The 18548-nt window shown below is 68.4% G+C and carries 24 protein-coding genes; 8 read left to right on the forward strand and 16 right to left on the reverse strand.

All coding sequences use genetic code 11. From position 1 onward, the window contains the following. The 9 genes from SAHL_RS18500 to trpE all read right to left on the reverse strand — a co-directional run. On the reverse strand, positions 1-85 hold an 85-nt coding region (locus tag SAHL_RS18500), incomplete at its 3' end, for an adenylyltransferase/cytidyltransferase family protein (protein ID WP_148045481.1). Between the two features lie 36 nt (positions 86-121). After that, on the reverse strand, positions 122-1414 hold the full coding sequence (locus SAHL_RS04180) for a glutamate-5-semialdehyde dehydrogenase (RefSeq protein WP_123590195.1): 1293 nt from the start codon (positions 1412-1414) through the stop codon (positions 122-124). Next, on the reverse strand, positions 1411-2457 hold the full coding sequence (gene holA, locus SAHL_RS04185; RefSeq protein WP_123590148.1) for a DNA polymerase III subunit delta: 1047 nt from the start codon (positions 2455-2457) through the stop codon (positions 1411-1413). Before holA ends, SAHL_RS04180 begins: the two co-directional genes overlap by 4 nt. An 8-nt stretch (positions 2458-2465) precedes the next feature. Continuing rightward, a complete protein-coding gene (speD, locus tag SAHL_RS04190) occupies positions 2466-3254 on the reverse strand; it encodes an adenosylmethionine decarboxylase (protein WP_416235842.1) in 789 nt (262 codons plus the stop codon). Between the two features lie 46 nt (positions 3255-3300). Further along, the gene (locus SAHL_RS04195) at positions 3301-3717 is read right to left on the reverse strand and encodes an OsmC family protein (RefSeq protein WP_123590149.1); all 417 of its coding nucleotides are present in this window, start codon (positions 3715-3717) and stop codon (positions 3301-3303) included. Positions 3718-3911: 194 nt separating this feature from the next. Next, positions 3912-4703, reverse strand: a complete 792-nt coding sequence (gene trpC, locus SAHL_RS04200) for an indole-3-glycerol phosphate synthase TrpC (protein ID WP_123590150.1) — start codon at positions 4701-4703, stop codon at positions 3912-3914. A 2-nt stretch (positions 4704-4705) separates the two neighbouring features. Further along, a complete protein-coding gene (trpD, locus tag SAHL_RS04205) occupies positions 4706-5758 on the reverse strand; it encodes an anthranilate phosphoribosyltransferase (RefSeq protein ID WP_123590151.1) in 1053 nt (350 codons plus the stop codon). Continuing rightward, the gene (locus SAHL_RS04210; RefSeq protein ID WP_123590152.1) at positions 5755-6366 is read right to left on the reverse strand and encodes an anthranilate synthase component II; all 612 of its coding nucleotides are present in this window, start codon (positions 6364-6366) and stop codon (positions 5755-5757) included. Before SAHL_RS04210 ends, trpD begins: the two co-directional genes overlap by 4 nt. Next, positions 6363-7901 (reverse strand): anthranilate synthase component I, encoded by a 1539-nt coding sequence (gene trpE, locus SAHL_RS04215; protein ID WP_123590153.1) that lies wholly within the window; start codon positions 7899-7901, stop codon positions 6363-6365. The genes SAHL_RS04210 and trpE overlap by 4 nt, the downstream gene beginning before the upstream one ends. Here trpE and SAHL_RS17475 point away from each other — a divergent pair. Continuing rightward, entirely contained in the window at positions 7900-8100 is a 201-nt protein-coding gene (locus tag SAHL_RS17475) for a hypothetical protein (RefSeq protein ID WP_148045479.1), read from the forward strand. The genes trpE and SAHL_RS17475 overlap by 2 nt on opposite strands. Positions 8101-8173: 73 nt before the next feature. Here the strand turns inward: SAHL_RS17475 and SAHL_RS04220 are convergent, their stop codons facing one another. Continuing rightward, complete coding sequence (locus SAHL_RS04220) at positions 8174-8752, reverse strand: helix-turn-helix domain-containing protein (RefSeq protein WP_221177827.1); 579 nt, start codon at positions 8750-8752, stop codon at positions 8174-8176. 62 nt (positions 8753-8814) lie between these two features. Between SAHL_RS04220 and SAHL_RS04225 the strand changes: the two genes are divergently transcribed. Then, positions 8815-9489, forward strand: coding sequence for an AzlC family ABC transporter permease (locus tag SAHL_RS04225; protein ID WP_123590154.1), 675 nt, complete (start codon positions 8815-8817; stop codon positions 9487-9489). Beyond that, positions 9489-9800 (forward strand): AzlD domain-containing protein, encoded by a 312-nt coding sequence (locus SAHL_RS04230; RefSeq protein WP_123590155.1) that lies wholly within the window; start codon positions 9489-9491, stop codon positions 9798-9800. The genes SAHL_RS04225 and SAHL_RS04230 overlap by 1 nt, the downstream gene beginning before the upstream one ends. Before the next feature lie 24 nt (positions 9801-9824). Here SAHL_RS04230 and rpe read toward each other — a convergent pair whose 3' ends face one another. After that, positions 9825-10511, reverse strand: a complete 687-nt coding sequence (gene rpe / locus SAHL_RS04235) for a ribulose-phosphate 3-epimerase (protein WP_123590156.1) — start codon at positions 10509-10511, stop codon at positions 9825-9827. A gap of 74 nt (positions 10512-10585) precedes the next feature. On the opposite strand from rpe, the gene SAHL_RS04240 reads away from it, so the two are divergent. From SAHL_RS04240 to SAHL_RS04250, 3 genes are read left to right on the forward strand one after another with little or no spacing between them, the layout of a single operon-like run. Continuing rightward, positions 10586-11041, forward strand: coding sequence for a CopD family protein (locus tag SAHL_RS04240; protein ID WP_123590157.1), 456 nt, complete (start codon positions 10586-10588; stop codon positions 11039-11041). 53 nt (positions 11042-11094) lie between these two features. After that, positions 11095-11979 carry a phosphoribosylaminoimidazolesuccinocarboxamide synthase gene (locus SAHL_RS04245; protein WP_123590158.1) on the forward strand — a complete coding sequence of 295 codons (885 nt, stop codon included), beginning with the start codon at positions 11095-11097 and terminating at the stop codon, positions 11977-11979. Positions 11980-11997: 18 nt separating this feature from the next. Further along, a complete protein-coding gene (locus SAHL_RS04250) occupies positions 11998-12675 on the forward strand; it encodes a uracil-DNA glycosylase family protein (RefSeq protein ID WP_148045480.1) in 678 nt (225 codons plus the stop codon). A 125-nt stretch (positions 12676-12800) separates the two neighbouring features. On the opposite strand, the gene SAHL_RS04255 is transcribed toward SAHL_RS04250, so the two are convergent. The 4 genes from SAHL_RS04255 to SAHL_RS04270 all read right to left on the reverse strand — a co-directional run bounded on the left by SAHL_RS04255 (position 12801) and on the right by SAHL_RS04270 (position 16598). After that, a complete protein-coding gene (locus tag SAHL_RS04255) occupies positions 12801-13487 on the reverse strand; it encodes an ankyrin repeat domain-containing protein (RefSeq protein ID WP_123590160.1) in 687 nt (228 codons plus the stop codon). A 33-nt stretch (positions 13488-13520) separates the two neighbouring features. After that, on the reverse strand, positions 13521-14390 hold the full coding sequence (gene prpB, locus SAHL_RS04260; RefSeq protein WP_123590161.1) for a methylisocitrate lyase: 870 nt from the start codon (positions 14388-14390) through the stop codon (positions 13521-13523). A gap of 91 nt (positions 14391-14481) precedes the next feature. Continuing rightward, the gene (locus SAHL_RS04265) at positions 14482-15921 is read right to left on the reverse strand and encodes an aldehyde dehydrogenase family protein (RefSeq protein ID WP_123590162.1); all 1440 of its coding nucleotides are present in this window, start codon (positions 15919-15921) and stop codon (positions 14482-14484) included. Next, positions 15918-16598 carry a TetR/AcrR family transcriptional regulator gene (locus tag SAHL_RS04270; RefSeq protein ID WP_184947344.1) on the reverse strand — a complete coding sequence of 227 codons (681 nt, stop codon included), beginning with the start codon at positions 16596-16598 and terminating at the stop codon, positions 15918-15920. The genes SAHL_RS04265 and SAHL_RS04270 overlap by 4 nt, the downstream gene beginning before the upstream one ends. A gap of 136 nt (positions 16599-16734) precedes the next feature. Between SAHL_RS04270 and SAHL_RS04275 the strand changes: the two genes are divergently transcribed. Next, positions 16735-17901 carry an alkane 1-monooxygenase gene (locus SAHL_RS04275; protein WP_123590163.1) on the forward strand — a complete coding sequence of 389 codons (1167 nt, stop codon included), beginning with the start codon at positions 16735-16737 and terminating at the stop codon, positions 17899-17901. Positions 17902-18015: 114 nt separating this feature from the next. After that, a complete protein-coding gene (locus SAHL_RS04280; protein ID WP_037335711.1) occupies positions 18016-18183 on the forward strand; it encodes a rubredoxin in 168 nt (55 codons plus the stop codon). Here the strand turns inward: SAHL_RS04280 and SAHL_RS17750 are convergent. Further along, on the reverse strand, positions 18180-18326 hold the full coding sequence (locus tag SAHL_RS17750; RefSeq protein WP_184947347.1) for a hypothetical protein: 147 nt from the start codon (positions 18324-18326) through the stop codon (positions 18180-18182). The two genes, SAHL_RS04280 and SAHL_RS17750, sit on opposite strands and share 4 nt — an antisense overlap. Positions 18327-18548: the final 222 nt, after the last annotated feature.

Genomic DNA, 18548 nt, shown 5'->3' on the forward strand with positions numbered 1-18548 from the left:
TGGCGATCTCCATCGCCAGCCGCAGATGGCCGTTGTGCACGGGATCGAAGGTGCCCCCGAGGACACCGACCGGATCGTGGCTCATGAACTCCCCTCGAAGATGGGCGGCACCGAGGCCGTCTCAGCGGACGTGACCGTCGCCGTAGACGACGTACTTCAGCGAGGTCAGCCCCTCCAGGCCGACCGGGCCGCGGGCGTGCAGCTTGTCCGTCGAGATGCCGATCTCGGCACCCAGACCGTATTCGAAACCGTCGGCGAAGCGGGTGGAGGCGTTGACCATCACCGAGGACGAATCCACGCCGCGCAGGAAGGCGCGTGCGGCGGTGACGTTCTCGGTGACGATGGCATCGGTGTGGCGCGAGCCCCAGGTCTCGATGTGCGCCATCGCTGCCGCCATGTCGTCGACCACCCGGATGGCCAGGATCGGCGCCAGATACTCGGCCGCCCAGTCGTCCTCGGTGGCCGGCTTGACCTCCTCGCCGACGAGCTGGCGGGTGCGCTCGCAGCCGCGCAGTTCGATGCCGGCCTGGCGCAGATTCTGCGCCAGCGGCCGCAGCACGCGCTCGGCGATGGGTTCGGCGACCAGCAGGGTCTCCATCGTGTTGCAGGTGCCGAAGCGGTGCGTCTTGGCGTTCATCGCGATCGCGATCGCCTTGTCCAGGTCCGCGGCCGCGTCGATGTAGACATGGCAGACGCCGTCGAGATGCTTGATCACCGGCATGCGCGCGTTTTTTGAGACGAACTCGATCAGCCCCTTGCCGCCGCGCGGCACGATCACGTCCACGTACTCGGGCATCGCCAGCATGGCGCCGACCGCGGCCCGGTCGGTGGTCTCGATGACCTGTACGGCATCGCCGGGCAGGCCGGCGTCGGTCAGCCCGCGGCGGATGCAGGCCGCGATCGCCTGATTGGACAGCGCGGCCTCCGAGCCGCCGCGAAGCAGTGCGGCGTTGCCCGATTTCAGGCACAGCGCGGCGGCGTCGGCGGTCACGTTCGGGCGCGACTCGTAGATGATGCCGATCACACCCAGCGGCACGCGCATGCGTCCGACCTGGATCCCCGAGGGTCGGTAGTTCAGGTCGGTGATGCTGCCGATCGGGTCGGCCAGGGCGGCGACCTGACGCAGGCCCTCGGCCATCTGCTCGATACGGGCACCGGTGAGCTCGAGGCGCTCGAGCAGCGCCGCGTCCAGATTGTCGCGGCCCTCGCGCAGATCCTTCGCGTTGGCGGCGAGGATGGTGTCGCGGCGATCGATCAGCGCCTCGGCGATGGCGAACAGCGCCGCGTTCTTGTCGCCCGGCTCGGCCGCGGCCATGGTGCGGGCCGCACTGCGCGCGCGCTCGCCCATGCGCCGGATCTGGCGCTGGATGCGGGAATCGTCGGGGGCCTGCGTGTCGCTGAGGTTGGCGCTCATCTCGGGTCGGGTCTGCGGTGGATCGATGGCGTGCGCGGCGGACGGCCGCACAGACCGAGCGTCAATGTTATCAGGTCGTCCCAGGCGCGGCCGGCGTGGGCGCCCTTGTTGACCGCGTCGAGGGCGGCGGCCTGCTGCAGAAGCCGGGCGAGACGCGCCGGGTCGGCCCGCTTCGCGGCCGCGCCGATCTGGCGCTTGCGTGCCGGCGGCATGAACACCTTGGACAGCATCGCGTCCAGACGATTCGAGCGGGCGGCCAGGGCCGCTTGATAGAGCAGACGGGTCTCGCGCGTCAGCGCCCAGGCGATCGGCACCGCGTCGACGCCCTCGGTGCGCAGGCGCGCCAGGGTCTTGAGCGCGCCGGCCGCATCGCCGGCCAGCGCCTTGGCGGGCAGATCGAAGATCGCGTAGCGTGCATGGTCGCTGGCGGCCGCGGCGACCTCCGCCGCGCCGATGCGCTGGCCCGGATGCAGCAGGGCCAGTCGGTCGACCTCCTGGGCGGCGGCGAGCAGGTTGCCCTCCGTCTGCGTTGCCAGCAGCGTGTTGGCCTCGGCGTCGAGGGTCACCCCACGCGCCTCGGCGCGCCGGCGCAGCCATTCGGCCATGCGGTTGCCGGGCAGGGGCCAGGCGTAGAGGGCGACGCCGGCCTTGGCCATCGCCTTGTACCAGGCGCTCTTGCGCGCGCTCGCGGCCATCGGCGTGGCGACCACGATGAGCAGCGTCGTGTCGGGGGCGTTCTTCGCATAGTCCACGATCGCCGCGCTGCCCGGTTTGCCCGGCCCCTTGTCCGGCAGATGCAGTTCCAGGATGCGTTTGTCCGAGAACAGCGACAGGCTCGCGCCCGCGGCCGCCAGTCGGCCCCAGTCGAAGCCGGGCTCGGCGTGCAGCACCTCACGCTCGTCGAAACCCTCGCGTCGGGCGCGGGCGCGCACCGCGTCGGCGGCCTCCAGCACCTGCAGCGGTTCGTCGCCGGCCAGCAGGTAGCAGCGGGCCAGCGGCTGGGCTTCGAGCTGGCGTGGCAGCTGGTCGGGCCGGACTTCCATGGTCGATGCTATTCGTCCGGAAAGTTGCGGCCGTAGAAGATCTCCATGACTTCGCCCTCGATGCGCTCGGTCAGCGTCTCGGCCTCGGCCTCGCTCAGGTCCGCGGCGCGTTCGGCGAACAGATAGTCGTCGAGCGAGAGTTCGGTCAGGCGCATCTTGGTGTGGAAGATGCGCTCGGCCAGGACGTTGACGTCGATCATCTGGTAGCGGTTGCCGATGTCGTCGGGGATATAGTCCTGGATGGAGTTGATCTCGTGGTCGATGAAGTGCTTGACGCCGTCGACGTCGCGCGTGAAACCGCGCACCCGGTAATCCATCGACACCACGTCCGACTCGAAGCTGCGGATGAGATGATCCAGCGCCCGCAGCGGCGAGATGCGGCCGCAGGTCGAGACGTCGATGTCGGCCCGGAAGGTGGAGATGCCGTCGTCCGGGTGGAACTCCGGATAGGTGTGGACCGTGATGTGGCTCTTGTCCAGATGCCCGACCACCGCATCCGGCACGGGGCCGTCGTAGGCGGCCTCCTCGGCGATGAGGATGGTCACGCTCGCGCCCTCCGGCTCGTAGTCCTGGCGCGCGATGTTGAGGATGTGCGCGCCGATGATCTCCGAGACCTCGGTGAGGATCTGGGTCAGGCGGTCGGCGTTGAAGACTTCGTCCAGATAGGCGACATAGGCCTTTTTCTGTTCGCGCGTGCGCGCGTAACAGATGTCGTAGATATTGAACGACAACGACTTCGTGAGGTTGTTGAAGCCGTGCAGGCGAAGTTTGTCCATGGCGAGCCAGCCGATCGGCATTTTCCGGGAGGGCGCAGTATCCGCGCCCATGGGTGTGCGTCAAGCGCTAGGCGGGCTCGACGACGTGCTCGTGGGTGATGTTCACGCTGGCCGCGAGCATGATCGACGCGGAGCAGTATTTCTCGGCCGAGAGTTGGACCGCCCGTGCCACGTGTTTTTCGCTGAGATCATGGCCGGAGACGATGAAACGCAGGTGGATGTCGGTGAACACCTTCGGCTCGGTCTCGGCGCGCTGGCCCTCCACCTCGATTCGGCAGTCGGTGACGTCCTGGCGCGATTTCTTGAGGATGTGCATCACGTCCATCGCGCTGCAGCCGCCGATCGACAGCAGCATCATCTCCATGGGGCGGAAACCGGCGTTCTCGCCGCCGATGTCCGGGGGGCCGTCGATGGTCACGACATGGCCGCTGTCGGCCGTGCCGCGAAACTGCAGCGCGTTCTGCCAGTCGATGGTCGCCTTCATTGAATCCGTCCGCTCAAGCGTTTTAAAGGATTATGTCAGCATCGGGACGGTCGGTGCCGGGATCAACCCGCACGGCGGTTACGGTGATCGAGTCAAAGCGCTCGGCGCGCTCGACGGCGTTTACTTGCGGATTGGGGCGGTCATGGGACGACGCGATCGAGCGCGGGCGTCGCGCGGTCGGCTGGCGAACCGGTTCAGCCGATGAGGTCGGCCAGTGCCCGGCCGGGGTCGGGGGCACGCATGAAGGATTCGCCGATCAAGAATGCAGCGAAATCATGTTCTGCAAGGCGGTTCAGGTCGTTTCGGACATGAATGCCGCTTTCACTCACGAGAAGTCGATCCGCAGGGATTCTTGCGCGCAGTGCGACGCTCGTCTCCAGGGTGGTGTCGAAGGTCTTGAGGTCGCGGTTGTTGATGCCGAGGATGGTGGCCTCGGGCAGGGCGAGGGCGCGTTCCAGCTCTGCGGCGTCGTGCACTTCGGCCAGCACGTCCATACCGAGCGCAAAGGCGCGGTCGGCGAGCGCGGCCATCCGATCGCCGGACAGGGCGGCGGCGATGAGCAGGATGCAGTCGGCGCCCAGCGCCCGTGACTGGTCGACCTGGATCGGGTCGACGATGAAGTCCTTGCGCAGCACCGGCAGATCGCAGGCCTCGCGGGCGACGGCAAGGAAGTCGTCGTCGCCCTGGAAATGGTCGCGATCGGTGAGTACCGACAGGCAGGCCGCGCCGCCCGCGGCGTAGCGCGCCGCCAGCCAGGCGACGTCGAAATCCTCGCGGATCAGTCCCTTGCTGGGTGAGGCCTTCTTGATTTCGGCGATGACGGCGCGCGGCGCGCGGGCCCGGAGCGCGGCGGCGAAGCCGCGCGGGGCGGGGGCCGCGGCCACGGCCGCGGCGAGCGCCTCGGCCGAGGTGGCCGCCCTGAAGGTCTCGATCTCCTCGCGCTTGCGGTCGAGGATGCGGTCGAGGATGGTGCCGGTGGCCTGCATGCTCACGGCGCGACCACGCCGCTGCGCCCGGTCATCTGCTGGGTGAGTTCGGCCAATGCGGCCATGCGTTCGCCGGCCGCGCCACTGGCCAGAACCTCGCTCGCGCGCGTCACTCCGGCCCGCAGGTCGGGCGCATGTCCGGCGACGTACAGGGCCGCGCCGGCGTTGAAGGCGACCATGTCGGCGGCGATGCCCGGCTTGCCGGCCAGCACGTCGCGCACGATGGCGAAGCTCTCGGCGGCGGATTCCACGCGCAGCGCGTCCAGGGAGCCGCGCTCGAGGCCGACGTCCTCGGGCGCGAGCTTGTAGCTCTCGATACGGCCGTCCCGGAGCTCGGCCACGCGCGTCGGCGCGTTGATCGAGAGTTCGTCGAGCCCGTCCTCGCCGTGCACGACCATCACATGGCGGCTGCCGAGCTTGGACAGCACCTCGGCCAGCGGTTCGCAGAGATGGCCGTTGAACACGCCCATGACCTGATTGGCGGCCCCGGCCGGATTGGTCAGCGGGCCGATGATGTTGAAGATGGTGCGCACGCCCAGCTCCCGGCGCGGGCCGATGGCGTATTTCATCGCGCCGTGGTGGGCCGGCGCGAACATGAAGCCCACGCCCAGCCGGCGGATGCACTCGGCCACCTGCTCCGGGGTGGTGTCGATGGCGATGCCGGCGACGTCCAGCAGATCCGCGCTGCCGGATTTCCCCGAGACCGAGCGGTTGCCGTGCTTGGCGACGTGGCCGCCGGCCGCGGCCACGGCGAAGGCCGCCGCGGTCGAGACGTTGAACAGCTCGGCCGCGTCGCCGCCGGTGCCGCAGGTATCGACGAGCTGTTCCGCCAGGTCGGCGTCGACCGGCACGTCGGTGGCCAGTTCGCGCATGACCGCGGTGGCGGCCGCGATCTCGGGCACGGTCTCGCCCTTCATGCGCATGGCCACGAGAAAGCCGCCGATCTGGGCCTCGGTCGCCTGGCCGGTCATGATCGCCCGCATCGCCGCGTGCATGCGCTCGGGCGACAGGTCGCGCCCGGCGACGATGTGGTTCATCAGCTCGCGGTCGATCATCGAACGGCTCCTTCGCCGACGGGCTCGCCGCAGCGGGCGAGGAAGGTGCGCAGCATGGCGTGGCCGTGCTCGGAGAGGATGGATTCGGGGTGGAACTGCACGCCCTCGGCGCCGGTGGGCGTGTGGATCAGGCCCATGATCTCGTCCATCTCGCCGTCGTCGGTCTCCGTCCAGGCGGTGATCTCGAAATCGCGCGGCAGCGCCTCGCGGGCCACGATCAGCGAATGATAGCGGGTGGCGGTCAGCGGGTTGGCCAGCCGCTCGAACACACCGCGCCCGCCGTGGTGGATGACCGAGGTCTTGCCGTGCATCACCTGCCGCGCGCGCGTGACCGTGCCGCCAAAGGCCTGGCCCAGGGCCTGATGGCCGAGACAGACGCCGAGAATCGGCAGGCGATGCGCCATGCGCTGGATCAGTTCCACCGAGACCCCGGCCTCGTCGGGGCTGCAGGGCCCGGGCGAGACCACCACACCGGCCGGGCCCAGCGCTTCGATCTCGGCGACCGAGATCTGGTCGTTGCGGACCACGTGCACCTCGGCCTCGAGCTCGCCGAGATACTGCACGAGGTTGTAGGTGAACGAGTCGTAGTTGTCGAGCATGAGGATCATGCCGCACCCCCCGGTGTGTCGCGGCCGTCGTGTACGGTCGGCCGGCGGGTGGTCAGCCCGCGCTCTGCGATCGCCGCGGCCTTCATCACCGCCTTCGCCTTGTTCATGGTCTCCTCCCACTCGGTGGTCGGCTCCGAGTCCGCGACGATGCCGCCGCCGGCCTGCACGTGGATCTCGCCCTTCGCGAGCACCGCGGTCCGGATGGCGATCGCCAGGTCCATACTGCCATTGCCGGCCAGATAACCCACCGCACCGCCGTAGACGCCGCGCCGGACCGGCTCGATCTCGTCGATGATCTCCATCGCGCGGATCTTGGGCGCGCCGGAGAGCGTGCCGGCCGGAAACGCGGCGCGCAGCGCGTCCATCGGTGTCAGGCCGTCCTTGAGCCGGCCGGTGACGTTGGACACGATGTGCATGACGTGGGAATAGCGCTCGATGGCCATGCGCTCGGTCAGCTTCACGCTGCCCGGGCGGCTGACCCGGCCCACGTCGTTGCGCCCGAGATCGATGAGCATCAGGTGCTCGGCGATCTCTTTCGGGTCGGCCAGCAGGTCGTCGGCGAGGGCCTGGTCCTCGTTCTCGGTGGCGCCGCGTTTGCGCGTACCCGCGATCGGGCGGACCGTGACCTCGCCGTCCATCGCCCGCACCAGAATCTCCGGCGACGCGCCCACCACGTGATGATCGCCGAAGTTGAAGTAGTACATGTACGGCGACGGGTTCAGGCTGCGCAGGGCCCGGTACAGCGACATCGGTTCCGCATTGAACGGCGCAGACAGGCGCTGGCTGGGCACCACCTGCATCACGTCGCCGGCCTGGGTGTAGTCGCGGATACGGCGCACCGCATCCTCGTAGCCGGCCTGGGTCAGCCCGGAGACGAAGGCGTCGTCGTCCAGCGCGGGCTCGCCGGCACCCGGCGCGCGGGTGCTGCCGCGGGCCGCGCTTTCGCTGAGCGGGCGTTCGAGGGCATCGAGCAGGGTGTCCAGGCGCGCGGCCACGCGCTCGCGGTCGGCGGTGTCGCCCTCCACGTAGTGGGCCACGCAGTAGAGCTTGCCCGAGAGGTTGTCGAAGATGACCAGCTCCTCGGCGACGAGCAGCAGGATGTCGGGCAGATCGAGCGGGTCGTCCTTGTCGTCGGCGCCGCCGGCCAGTCGGGGTTCGATATAGCGGATGGTGTCGTAGCCGAAATAGCCGACCAGCCCGCCGGTCAGGCGCGGCAGCTCGGGCAGACGCGGCAGCGGGCGGGCGTCGTTGAAGGCCTGGATCCAGGCGAGCGGATCGTCGGTGTCGACGGTCTCGAGAATCTCGTCGTCGCGTTCGTGCACCAGCGTGCGCCCGCGTACGCGGATGCGCTCGGCGCAGGGCAGGCCGATGATGGAATACCGGCCCCAGCGTTCGCCGCCCTGGACCGATTCCAGCAGGAAGGAATAGGGCGCGTCGGCGAGCTTGAGATAGGTCGACAGCGGCGTGTCGAGATCGGCGAGCGCTTCGACGACGAGCGGTACGCGCGGGGCATGGGGATCAGCGGGATGGGTCATGGCGGAACTCGATCGGACAACGGTCAACGGGCGGCGCGTGCACGCGCCGCGGCGACGCGCGGCGGTCTTTCAGCCGCGCCAGTCGTTGGCCTGCCATCGCCAGGCCGCATCAAACGCGCGGCTGACGGCGTTTTTGGATCGATTCGATGCCATGGGATATCGCGTTGTACCGGCGCCTCTCGGCGCACTATTAGCGTAATGCTGACGTATCGCGCCGGCCTTGCCAAGTAGCTGCCGGGCGCTTGCGTCTACGGCGTGCTCGCGGGCTGCAATCACGGGTAGGCCATGACGAGCACCGCATGGGCCGGCTCGGTGACGGCAGTGTAGACATGGGCGATATCGCCGGGGAAGCGCATGTAATCGCCGGTAGCGAGATCGACCGGTGCATCCGCCGGGCCCGCGTTCATCCGGCCCGCCGTCACCGTCAGATGCTCGACCGTGCCGGGAATGTGGGGAGCCGAATGGCGGCTGGCGCCGGCGCCCAGCGTGAGCCGGTAGAGGCTATGGCGCGGTCCGGGCGGGCAGCTCGCCAGTAGCGTGGCGGCGAAGTCGGTTTGTTCGGCCCGTGTGGTCGGCCCTTCGCCGGCGCGAACGATCTGCGTGACCGGCGCAGGTTCGGCGATCAGCTGTGCGAACGGCACGCCCAGCGCCACCGCGAGTGCCCATAGCGTCTCTACGCCCGGGTTGCCCTGCCCGGCTTCCAGCTGCGTGAGCGTGGACTTGGCGAGACCGGCGCGGCGTGCCAGTTCGGAGGCCGACAGCTGTGCGCGTTCGCGCTCGCGGCGCAACCGGTCGGCGATGCCAGTGATCAGGGCGGCGGCGGTGGCGGCGTGTTCGGCGTCGTCGTTCACGATCGGCTCCTCTGCGGGGCGGCGTTTGACTGGTTCGGGTCGAATCGTTTTATATATCGATCATGAGTATTACAAAAAATACGAAAAGCGTATCCCTGACGCGAACGTTGTTGCCGGTCATGTTCGCCTACGCGCTCGTTGGTCTGTCATTCGGCACACTCGCGATCTCGGCGGGGCTGCCGCCCGCGGTACCGATTCTACTGTCGCTACTGGTGTTCGCGGGCAGCGCCCAGTTCGCGGCCCTCGGCGTGGTGCTGGGGGGTGGCGGCGCGCTGGCGGCGGTGGCGGTCGGGCTGGTCATCAACGCCCGCCTGATCGCCTACAGTTTCGCGGTGCGCGACGCGCTCGGGGCGGGGAGCGCCACACGGCTGGCCGGCGCGCACCTCATCACTGACGTCAACACCGCGTTGGTGCTGGGCGCCCGCGATCCCGAGCGTCCGCAGGCGTTGTTCTGGCGAGCCGGTATTGCCGTCTTTGCGGTGTGGAATATCGCGGTCGCGGCGGGCGTGGCGTTCGGCGGCCGAATCGCCGATACGCAGGCGCTGGGTTTGGACGCGGTGCTGCCGGCGATCCTCTTCGGCCTGATCCGGCCGGCGCTAAACGACGGTCCGACCGCCCGGGCCTGTCTGGCCGGCGCTTCGCTCGCGGTGCTGACGCTGCCGTGGCTGCCTGCGGGCGCACCGGTGCTGCTGTCGCTCGCTGGTCTGGCGGTGGGTCTGCCGCCGGCGCAGCGTTGATGTGGATTCCGATCGTGGTCGGATTGACGGTCGGCACGCTGGCCTTCCGGCTGGCGGGGCCGCTCATCGGAGGCGTCTGGCGGCCCGGCCGGCGGCTTGAGTCGGGGCTGGCGATGGCGGCGACGGTCATGCTGGCTGCGCTCGTGGCCACGTCGACCGTGGACGCCGGGGCCGATACGGGCCCGAGCGCTGCCCGCATTGCCGGTGTGGTACTTGCCTGTGCCGCGGCCTGGCGTGGCCTGTCACTGCCGTGGCTGGTGATCGCGGCAGCGGCGGTTACCGCGGGACTACGTGTGCTGGGCGTGCCCTGAGGCGCAGACGCCCCGGCCGCCAGATCAGCCGATCCGGGCGCGCATGTCGCGGATGACGCCGGCGTAGTCGGGCTGGCCGAAGATCGCCGAGCCGGCCACGAAGGTGTCGGCGCCGGCGGCGGCCACCCGGGCGATGTTGTCGGTCTTGATGCCGCCGTCGACCTCCAGGCGAATCTCGCGCCCGCTGGCGTCGATGATCTCGCGCGCCTCGGCGATCTTGCCGATCGATTCCTCGATGAACGCCTGGCCGCCGAAGCCCGGGTTGACCGACATGATCAGCACGATGTCGATCTTGTCGAGCACGTACTTGAGGTATTCCAGCGGCGTGGCCGGGTTGAATACGAGCCCGGTCTTGCAGCCGGCATCGCGCGCCAGCTGCAGGCTGCGGTCGATATGCTCGCTGGCCTCCGGGTGGAAGGTGATCGAATCCGCGTCGGCGTCGGCGAACGCCGAGATCAGCGCGTCCACCGGCTTGACCATCAGGTGGACGTCGATCGGCGTGTCCGGGTGGCTGGCCTTCAGGCGCCTGGCGAGGGCGGCGCAGACCGGCGGGCCGAAGGTGAGGTTGGGCACGTAATGATTGTCCATCACATCGAAATGGATCCAGTCCGCGCCGGCAGCGATCACGGCTTCGCATTCGTCGCCGAGCGCGGCGAGATCGGCGGCGAGAATCGAGGGCGCGATGAGTGGCGTGCGGGACGTGGCGGGCATGCGAGAAATCCGTGGATCGGTGGCACGGCGTAGTTTACGCTCTGCGCCATCCGATTCGACACCGAGCGTTGTCCATGGCCTATCTCGTCGCGCTGCACACCCTCGCTGCCGTGATCTGGGTCGGCGGGCTGTTCTTCATGGTCTGCATCCTGCGGCCCGCCGCCGCGGCGATGCCGCTGGCCGAGCGACTGCCGCTGCTCTCGAACGCGATGGGGCGCTTCTTCCTGTGCGTGTGGATCGCCATCATCGTGCTCCTGGTCACCGGCAACACCGTGGTGTTCATGACCGGGGGTATGGCCGCCGCGCCGGTCTACGTGCACGTGATGCAGGGCCTCGGCTGGGTGATGTTCGCGCTGTTCGCACACATGTTCTTCGCGCCCTGGCGGCGGATGCGCGTGGCCCTGGCCGCGGGGACGCTGGCCGACGCCGGCCGGGCGATGAACCAGCTGCGGGTGCTGGCCGGCGTCAATCTGGCGCTGGGGCTGATCGTGGTCGTCGTCGGCAGCGGTGGCCGCTACGGGCTGATCTGAGCGCCGCCGACGGCTGCTAGACTGAGACCGCGACAACGCAGCCGCCGTCCCCGATGCCCGATACGCTCTACGAATCCGACCTGCACAGCGTGCCGCTGCTCATGCGCGGCAAGGTGCGCGACATCTACGCGGTCGGCGACGACCATCTGTTGATCGTCGCCACCGACCGGCTGTCGGCCTTCGACGTGATCCTGCCCGATCCGATTCCGGGCAAGGGGGCGGTCCTCACCGCGGTGTCGAACTTCTGGTTCGACCGGTTCGCCGACGATATTCCCAACCATCGCGCGGATCTCGCGCTGGCGGATGTGCTCACCGCCGACGAGATCGCCCAGGTCGAGACCCGCGCCATGCTCGTGCGGCGGCTGGCCGCGCTGCCGGTCGAGGCCGTCGCCCGCGGCTACATCATCGGTTCCGGCTGGAAGGACTATCAGACCACCGGCGCCGTCTCCGGCATCGAGCTGCCCGCCGGTCTGCGCCAGGCCGAGCAGTTGCCGCAGCCGATCTTCACGCCCTCGACCAAGGCCGAGGCCGGCGACCACGACGAGGCCATCGACTTCGATCGCGTGGTCGCGCTGGTGGGCGAGGACCGGGCCACGCGCATCCGCCATGCGACGCTGTCGATCTACAAGCGAGCCGCCGCCTATGCGCGCGAACGCGGCATCATCATCGCCGACACCAAGTTCGAGTTCGGCGTCGACGGTAACGGCGATCTGGTGCTCATCGACGAGGTCCTCACGCCGGATTCCTCGCGCTTCTGGCCGGTGTCCGAGTACGCGACAGGCATGAGCCCGCCCAGCTTCGACAAGCAGTACGTGCGCGATTATCTGGAAACGCTGGACTGGGACAAGACCGCCCCGGGGCCGCGGCTGCCGGCCGACGTTATCGCCAACACCGCCGCCAAGTACCGCGAAGCCGCCGAGCGAATCACGGGACGCTGATATCGAGCATTGGGCATCATGAAGAGCACCTCATCGCTCATGCAAAGACTCGTAGAGCTGATTCCTGCCGAGCTAGAACATACATCTGGAAGCGTTTTTTACTCAGGGACCGAGGCTTTTTCATCTTCTAGCCCACTTTACGTTCTTGGGTTAAATCCCGGAGGAGATCCAATAGCTCAGTCTGAAGAAACAATTCGATGGCATACAAACAGGGTGCTCAAAGAATATCCTCGCAATTGGTCCGCGTATCGAGACGAATCCTGGAGGGGTAAAAAGCCCGGCTCGTACGGAATGGCCCCACGGATATTGCATCTATTTGATAAATTGAGCTTAGATTCTGGCCAGGTTCCGTGTAGCAACCTTATTTTTAAACGCACCCGTAGAGAGCAGGATATAAAACAACATAAGCAATTGCTCGCTGATCAGTGTTGGCCATTTCACGCTCATGTCATTGAAAATCAGGAGCCCTCGCTCATTCTGTGTTTTGGTGCCACCGTTGGGAAATATGTTTGCGGCAAATTAGACGCTACTGAATTGGCGGGTGAGTTCGTAGAACGCAATAACCGGCGCTGGAAAAGCAGAGCGTTCAAAAATACCTCCTCGCAAACGGTTGTTGTCGCTACTCATCCCAGTATCGCGAATTGGACGGCACCGAATACTGATCCATCAGCTTTAGTTGCTGAGGCACTGGAATGATTGTCAACAAGTCGCTGCAGTTGACCGCCCAAAGCGCTGCCGCGCTAAGGATTCCCTCCGTGTTCCTGGGCCACTCCGGTGGCAACTGAGCTTGGGCGATGGGTATGTATCCGGCCCGATGCCGGCTATGAACCGTCGTTTGTCAATCCGCCGGTCGCACTCTGCTCGGTCAGCGCCGAGTCGAGGATGCCGATCACTTCGTTGCGGTCGATGCGGGTGTCGTCGAAGGCGAGGTTGTAGGCGTAGCCGAGCGGTTTGAGCCGTTCGCCGTCGGCGTTTGCGACCCCCGCGCGTTTGTTTAGATCAGCACCATGATCGAGCATGAAGCGCAGCATCTTCGGGTCGTTGCGCTTGATGGCGAAGAACAGCGGCGTCAGCGGCTCGGTATCCTCGCGCGTGTCGACGGCATCGACGTCGAGGCCGCGCTCCAGATAGTAGTCCGCGCAGCCGTAGGGGTCGTCGAGCGCGGCCTCGCGTTCGAAGATGTAGACGAGGCCGCCGGCGGCCCGCAGGGCCTCGACGTCCGCCGACCGCGCCTCGGTGGCGTCGAAGTCGCGTTCGCAGAAGCCGGCCTCGACCGGTTCGGCGTCGGCCTGGGTCTCGTCCGGCGGCTGCTCGGCGTCGGACGACTCTTCGGCCGGGGCGTCGGCCGACGCCGTGTCGGGCTTCGAGGCCGTCTCCCCGTCCGATGTGGCGGTGCCGGTCGCCGGATCGGGCCCGCCCGTGGGGGCGGGCGGCTGCGTGACCCAGTAGACGCCGACCACGACCATGGCCAGGACGATCATCAGGGCGAGCACGGTGTTCCGGTTCATGCGCGTTGTCCTCGCCGGGGCGCCGTCGCGGCGCTAGCGTCCCTTGCCGTCGCCGAACAGGGCGTCGAGCTTGTCCTCGTAGGCGTGATAACCCAGATGCTCGTAGAGCTCGCTGCGGGTCTGCATGCGGTCGACGACCTGCTTCTGCGTGCCGTCGCGGCGGATGGCGGCATAGACGTCGAGCGCCGCGTTGGCCATCGCGCGCGAGGCCGACAGCGGATACAGCACCATCGCCACGCCCTGGCCGGCCAGTTCCTCGGTGGTGTAGAGATCGGTGGTGCCGAATTCGGTGATGTTGGCCAGCACCGGCACGCCGAGGTCGGTGAAGCGCTTGTACATCGCCAGATCGGTCATCGCCTCGGCGAAGATGAAGTCCGCGCCGGCCTCGATGCAGGCCGCCGCGCGTTCGACCGCCGAGTCCAGACCCTCGACGGCGAGCGCGTCGGTGCGGGCCATGATCAGCATGTCGTCGCGGGCGTCGGCCGCCGCGGTCACGCGCTCGACCATCTCGTCCTGGCTGATGATCTCCTTGCCCGGCCGGTGGCCGCAGCGCTTGGCCGCGACCTGGTCCTCGATGTGCACGCAGGCCGCGCCGGCGCCCTCGAACAGCTTGATCGTGCGCGCGATGTTGAAGGCGCTGCCCCAGCCGGTGTCGATGTCGACCAGCAGCGGCACGTCGGTGGCGTAGGTGATCCGGCGCACGTCCTCGAGGACGTCGTTCATCGTGGTCATGCCCAGATCGGGCAGGCCGTAGGACCAGTTGGCCACGCCGCCGCCGGACAGATAGATCGCCCTGAAGCCGCTGTGCTCGGCGAGCATGGCGGAATAGGCGTTGATCGCACCGGCGATCTGGAGCGGCTGTTCGGCGGCGAGCGCCTCCTTGAAGCGTTGGGCTGCGGTCATCGGCGGATCCTGTCGTGTCGAACGGGTGGACGGGGCGCGGGTTCCGGCGCGACCGGCGCCCGCGGACGATTCGGGCTCATACCATACCCGATCAGTTCATGTACTTGACCGCCAGCCGGATCACCCAGCGCGTGAAGCGCGTGTAGGGCGGCAGGAACAGAAAGGCCAGCGAGAAGCGCTCGCGCAGCACCGCGCGCTCGTGCGAGAACGCCCGGAAGCCGTAATGGCCGTGCGAATTGCCGAGGCCCGAGTTGTTGACGCCGCCGAACGGCAGGTGGGTGTGCAGGAAGTGCACCACCGACTGATTGATGCAGGTGCCGCCCGCGCTGGTCGCCCCGATCACGCGTTCGATGAAGGCGTCGTCGCGCGCGAAGACGTACAGCGCCAGCGGCTTCGGCGCCGCGTTGATGCGTGCGATCGGCTGGTCGACGTCGGTGAAGGTCAGCACCGGCAGCAGCGGGCCGAAGATCTCCTCGTCGAGCACGCGCGACTCGGGGTCGATGTCGGTGAGCAGCGTCGGCGCGATGTAGTTGTCGCCCCCGGCCGCGGTATCGCCCAGCGGCGTGTGCGCGCCGCGCTCGGTGGCGTCGTCGGCCAGGCCGCGCACGCGGTCGTGGTGGCGCTCGTTGACGATGCGGCAGTAGTCGGGGTTGTCGGGAATGTCCCGGCGTTCGCCGTAGAACTTCGTCACCGCCTTGCGCATCGCTTCGACGAAGGCATCGGCCACGTCGGCGTGGACGTGGACATGGTCCGGCGCGATGCAGGTCTGGCCGCTGTTGGCGAACTTGCCCCAGGCCACGTTCTGCGCGGTCTTGGCGATGTCCGCGGTCTTGTCGACGATCACCGGCGACTTGCCGCCGAGTTCGAGCGTGACCGAGGTCAGATGCTGGGCGGCCGCGGCCATCACGATCCGCCCGACCGCCGGCGAGCCGGTGAAGAAGATGTGGTCGAAGGGCAGTTCGAGCAGGTGCTGCGAGGTCTCGACCGCGCCCTGCACGGTCGTGATCTCGTCCTCGTCGAAGAGTTCGCCGAGCATGTCCTGCATGAGTGCCGCGCAGTGCGGCGTCATTTCCGAGGGCTTGAGGATCACGGTGTTGCCGGCCGCGATCGCCGAGACCAGCGGCCCGAAGGACAGATTGATCGGATAGTTCCAGGGCGAGATGATCAGACAGCGCCCGCGCGGCTCGAAGCGCACCTCGGCCCGGGTGCCGAACATGAGCAGCGTCGGGCGCTTGCGTTCGGGCTTCATCCAGCGCTTCAGATGCCGGATGGCGTGGTTGGCTTCGGCCACCACCGGCAGGATCTCGCTGATGTCGACCTCCGCGGCCGGCTTGGCGAAGTCGGCGTGGCAGGCGGCGCGGATATCGTCCCAGCGCGCGTACATCAGCCGGCGCAGCCGCTTGAGCTTGTCGATGCGCTCGGCGGCGGTGGACGTGCGCAGCGCCAGCGCGCGCGGACGCTGGGCCTCGAACAGCCGGCGGATGGTGTCCGCATCGGTCTCGTCGGCGAGGTCGGGGGCGGCACGATTCATGAGCGGTCCTCGCTGGGCTCGGCGGGGGCGGCCGCCGGGGCACCGAGCCCCCGGGCCGCGCGTTCGGCCAGCCCGGGCGTGCGGGCGTGGGCCTGGAAGAAGGTACGGGCGAGCACGGCCACCACGCGGCGATGTTCGGGCGCGCCGCGGTTGCCCATCGGCAGCACGATGGCCTCCATGATCGCGATGAAGGCGCGCGCGAAGTCCTCGGCCGAGCCCTCGATCTGCAGGGCGTCGGCGGCGCGGGCCTCCTCGAGCACGGCCTCGATCGCGGCGCTGGCGCCGGCCTCGAACTCCGCCTGCACCGCGCGTGCGGCGCTCACGTCCGCGCTGGCGGGCCGGAGCCAGTAGCCGGCCACGCCGTCGACCACGCGCTCGTCGTCGACGAGCTGCTGCAGCCCCGCGAACAGCGCGAAGATGCGCTCGACCGGGTCCGGCTCGGCCGCCGCCGCCTCGAACACGCGTTCCTCGAACAGGCCCACGAGCTGGCGCATGCAGGCCGCGTAGAGGTCGGCCTTGTTCTCGTAGTGCCAGTAGAGCGCGGCCTTGGTCACGCCCGCGCCGCGGGCCACCGCCAGCATGGACACGCCGTCGTAGCCGAAGCGGCCGAACAGACGGAATGCGGTGGCGCGCACGCGCTCGCGGGTGCTGCTGCGCTCGGCGGCCGGCTGCGCCATGGCAAGGGGCATGAAAAGCGTTGTCGCGAAGGCTAGCACAGCAAATTGACTTACCGGTCGGTCGGGTTCTAGTCTTTGACATTGAGTAATGTAACAAAGCGCGGTGGCCGGTGGCAGGCCGCGCGGGAGACGCGTTATGGACACGGCGGACTTCACCCTCGCCCAGGCCCGGGCCCACGATCGCAAGCGCTGGCTGTGGCCGATGGGCTTCGGCATCATCCTGATCGTCGCTGCGGTCGCGCTCACCGGCTGGCTGACCGGGCTCACGCCGCTGATGTTCGCGGGGCCGATCACGGTCTACTTACTGGTGCCGCTGCTGGATCTGGCCATTGGCAAGGACAGCACGAACCCGCCGGAGCGGGTGCTCGACATCCTCGAGGACGATCCCTTCTATCGTTACTCGACCTACATCTACGTGCTCGTGCAGATGGCGCTGTTCATCGGCGTCTGTACGATTGTCGGCACCCAGGATCTCACCGGTTGGCAGTGGCTCGGTTTCGTGAGCACGATCGGCATGCTCTCGGGCATCTCCATCAATACCGCCCACGAGCTCGGCCACAAGAACACCGTCGTGGAGAGCTGGCTGGCCAAGATCGCGCTCGCGCCGGTGGCCTACGGCCATTTCTACGTCGAGCACAATTACGGCCATCACCGGCGCGTGGCCACGCCGGAGGATCCGGCGAGCGCGCGCATGGGCGAGTCCTTCTGGGCGTTTCTGCCGCGCACGGTCGTGGGCAGCGTGCGTTCGGCCTGGCACATCGAGGCCCGCCGGCTGGCGCGCCGGGGCCGGCCCGTGTGGTCGCTCCACAACGAGGTGCTGCAGGCCTGGGCGATGACGGCGCTGCTCTGGGGCACGCTCATGCTCGTGTTCGGCCTCGCACTGCTGCCGTTTCTGATCGTGCAGGCGATGCTGGGCGCCTCGCTGCTGGAGGCGGTGAACTATGCCGAGCACTACGGCCTGCTGCGCGCCCGGCGTGCGAACGGCCGCTACGGGCGCTGCCGGCCGGAGCATTCCTGGAACAACGATCACATCGTGACCAACATCTTCCTGTTCCACCTGCAGCGCCATTCCGATCACCACGCGCATCCGACCCGGCGCTACCAGTCCCTGCGCCACTTCGACGAGGCCCCGGAACTGCCCACCGGCTACGCCGGCATGATCGTGCTCGCCTATTTCCCGCCGCTCTGGTACCGGGTCATGGATCCGCGCGTGCTCGCCCACTACCAGGGCGATCTGCGCCGCGCCAATCTGCAGCCCGGCGCCCGTGCCCGCCTGCTGTCCGAATACCCGCCGCCGGCGTGACGCCCGGCGCGTCATATCGCCGCCGGCCGGGGCTTTTGGTAGCCTTGGCGGCCACGACGGGGCGCTGCCGAGGCAGCGCCCGTTTTTTGGCACGGACAACACGAAGGGACACCGATGAAGAAGTGGCAATGCATCGTCTGCGGCTTCGAGTACGACGAGGCCGAGGGCATGCCCGACGAAGGCATCGAGCCGGGCACCAAGTGGGAGGACATTCCCGACGACTGGACCTGCCCCGACTGCGGCGCGCCCAAGGACGACTTCGAGATGATGGAGGTCGACTAGCGCCGGTCGACCACGTCGACGGCCGCCGCGTCGATGGCCGCCCAAGCCGCGGCGAGCGGCCGCAGCGTCCAGCCGTCGCGGGCGATGAAACCGGCGTTGAGCGGCGGCCTCGCGCGGAGGCGCATCGCGCCGGGTCGGGCCATTGCGGGCGTCGCTCGCGGCACCGCTCGCCGGGCCGGGGCGGAAAGGTGCGCACGCTACGGCGCCGCGGGCGCGCAATCGTGCCGGCTCGCGATCGTCGCCCGCGTGCAAGCGCGCTCGACGGCGCCGCCGGCGCTTTCCCACGGGCCTTAGACTGGCGGTGCGCGTCCGGATGTCCGGACAGGCGGCGCGGCGCCCGCACACCCGCTGATGTCGGTCGCAGC

It is taken from the genome of Salinisphaera orenii subsp. halophila YIM 95161, from assembly GCF_003732545.1.
In the GTDB taxonomy this organism is placed as follows: domain Bacteria; phylum Pseudomonadota; class Gammaproteobacteria; order Nevskiales; family Salinisphaeraceae; genus Salinisphaera; species Salinisphaera orenii_A.

Bases quoted from the DNA above. Each gene is read 5' to 3' on its own strand.
- SAHL_RS04240 (WP_123590157.1), top strand. From the start codon at position 10,586: ATGGCCTATCTCGTCGCGCTGCACACCCTCGCTGCCGTGATCTGGGTC.
- SAHL_RS17750 (WP_184947347.1), bottom strand. From the start codon at position 18,326: ATGGCCCGACCCGGCGCGATGCGCCTCCGCGCGAGGCCGCCGCTCAAC.
- SAHL_RS04180 (WP_123590195.1), bottom strand. From the start codon at position 1,414: ATGAGCGCCAACCTCAGCGACACGCAGGCCCCCGACGATTCCCGCATC.
- SAHL_RS04270 (WP_184947344.1), bottom strand. From the start codon at position 16,598: ATGGCGCAGCCGGCCGCCGAGCGCAGCAGCACCCGCGAGCGCGTGCGC.
- SAHL_RS04280 (WP_037335711.1), top strand. From the start codon at position 18,016: ATGAAGAAGTGGCAATGCATCGTCTGCGGCTTCGAGTACGACGAGGCC.
- speD (WP_416235842.1), bottom strand. From the start codon at position 3,254: ATGCCGATCGGCTGGCTCGCCATGGACAAACTTCGCCTGCACGGCTTC.
- trpD (WP_123590151.1), bottom strand. From the start codon at position 5,758: ATGATCGACCGCGAGCTGATGAACCACATCGTCGCCGGGCGCGACCTG.
- trpC (WP_123590150.1), bottom strand. From the start codon at position 4,703: ATGCAGGCCACCGGCACCATCCTCGACCGCATCCTCGACCGCAAGCGC.
- SAHL_RS04210 (WP_123590152.1), bottom strand. From the start codon at position 6,366: ATGATCCTCATGCTCGACAACTACGACTCGTTCACCTACAACCTCGTG.
- rpe (WP_123590156.1), bottom strand. From the start codon at position 10,511: ATGCCCGCCACGTCCCGCACGCCACTCATCGCGCCCTCGATTCTCGCC.
- SAHL_RS04230 (WP_123590155.1), top strand. From the start codon at position 9,489: ATGTGGATTCCGATCGTGGTCGGATTGACGGTCGGCACGCTGGCCTTC.
- SAHL_RS04275 (WP_123590163.1), top strand. From the start codon at position 16,735: ATGGACACGGCGGACTTCACCCTCGCCCAGGCCCGGGCCCACGATCGC.
- SAHL_RS04195 (WP_123590149.1), bottom strand. From the start codon at position 3,717: ATGAAGGCGACCATCGACTGGCAGAACGCGCTGCAGTTTCGCGGCACG.
- SAHL_RS04265 (WP_123590162.1), bottom strand. From the start codon at position 15,921: ATGAATCGTGCCGCCCCCGACCTCGCCGACGAGACCGATGCGGACACC.
- SAHL_RS04245 (WP_123590158.1), top strand. From the start codon at position 11,095: ATGCCCGATACGCTCTACGAATCCGACCTGCACAGCGTGCCGCTGCTC.
- SAHL_RS04250 (WP_148045480.1), top strand. From the start codon at position 11,998: ATGAAGAGCACCTCATCGCTCATGCAAAGACTCGTAGAGCTGATTCCT.
- SAHL_RS17475 (WP_148045479.1), top strand. From the start codon at position 7,900: ATGGCGGAACTCGATCGGACAACGGTCAACGGGCGGCGCGTGCACGCG.
- prpB (WP_123590161.1), bottom strand. From the start codon at position 14,390: ATGACCGCAGCCCAACGCTTCAAGGAGGCGCTCGCCGCCGAACAGCCG.
- SAHL_RS04225 (WP_123590154.1), top strand. From the start codon at position 8,815: ATGAGTATTACAAAAAATACGAAAAGCGTATCCCTGACGCGAACGTTG.
- holA (WP_123590148.1), bottom strand. From the start codon at position 2,457: ATGGAAGTCCGGCCCGACCAGCTGCCACGCCAGCTCGAAGCCCAGCCG.
- SAHL_RS04255 (WP_123590160.1), bottom strand. From the start codon at position 13,487: ATGAACCGGAACACCGTGCTCGCCCTGATGATCGTCCTGGCCATGGTC.
- trpE (WP_123590153.1), bottom strand. From the start codon at position 7,901: ATGACCCATCCCGCTGATCCCCATGCCCCGCGCGTACCGCTCGTCGTC.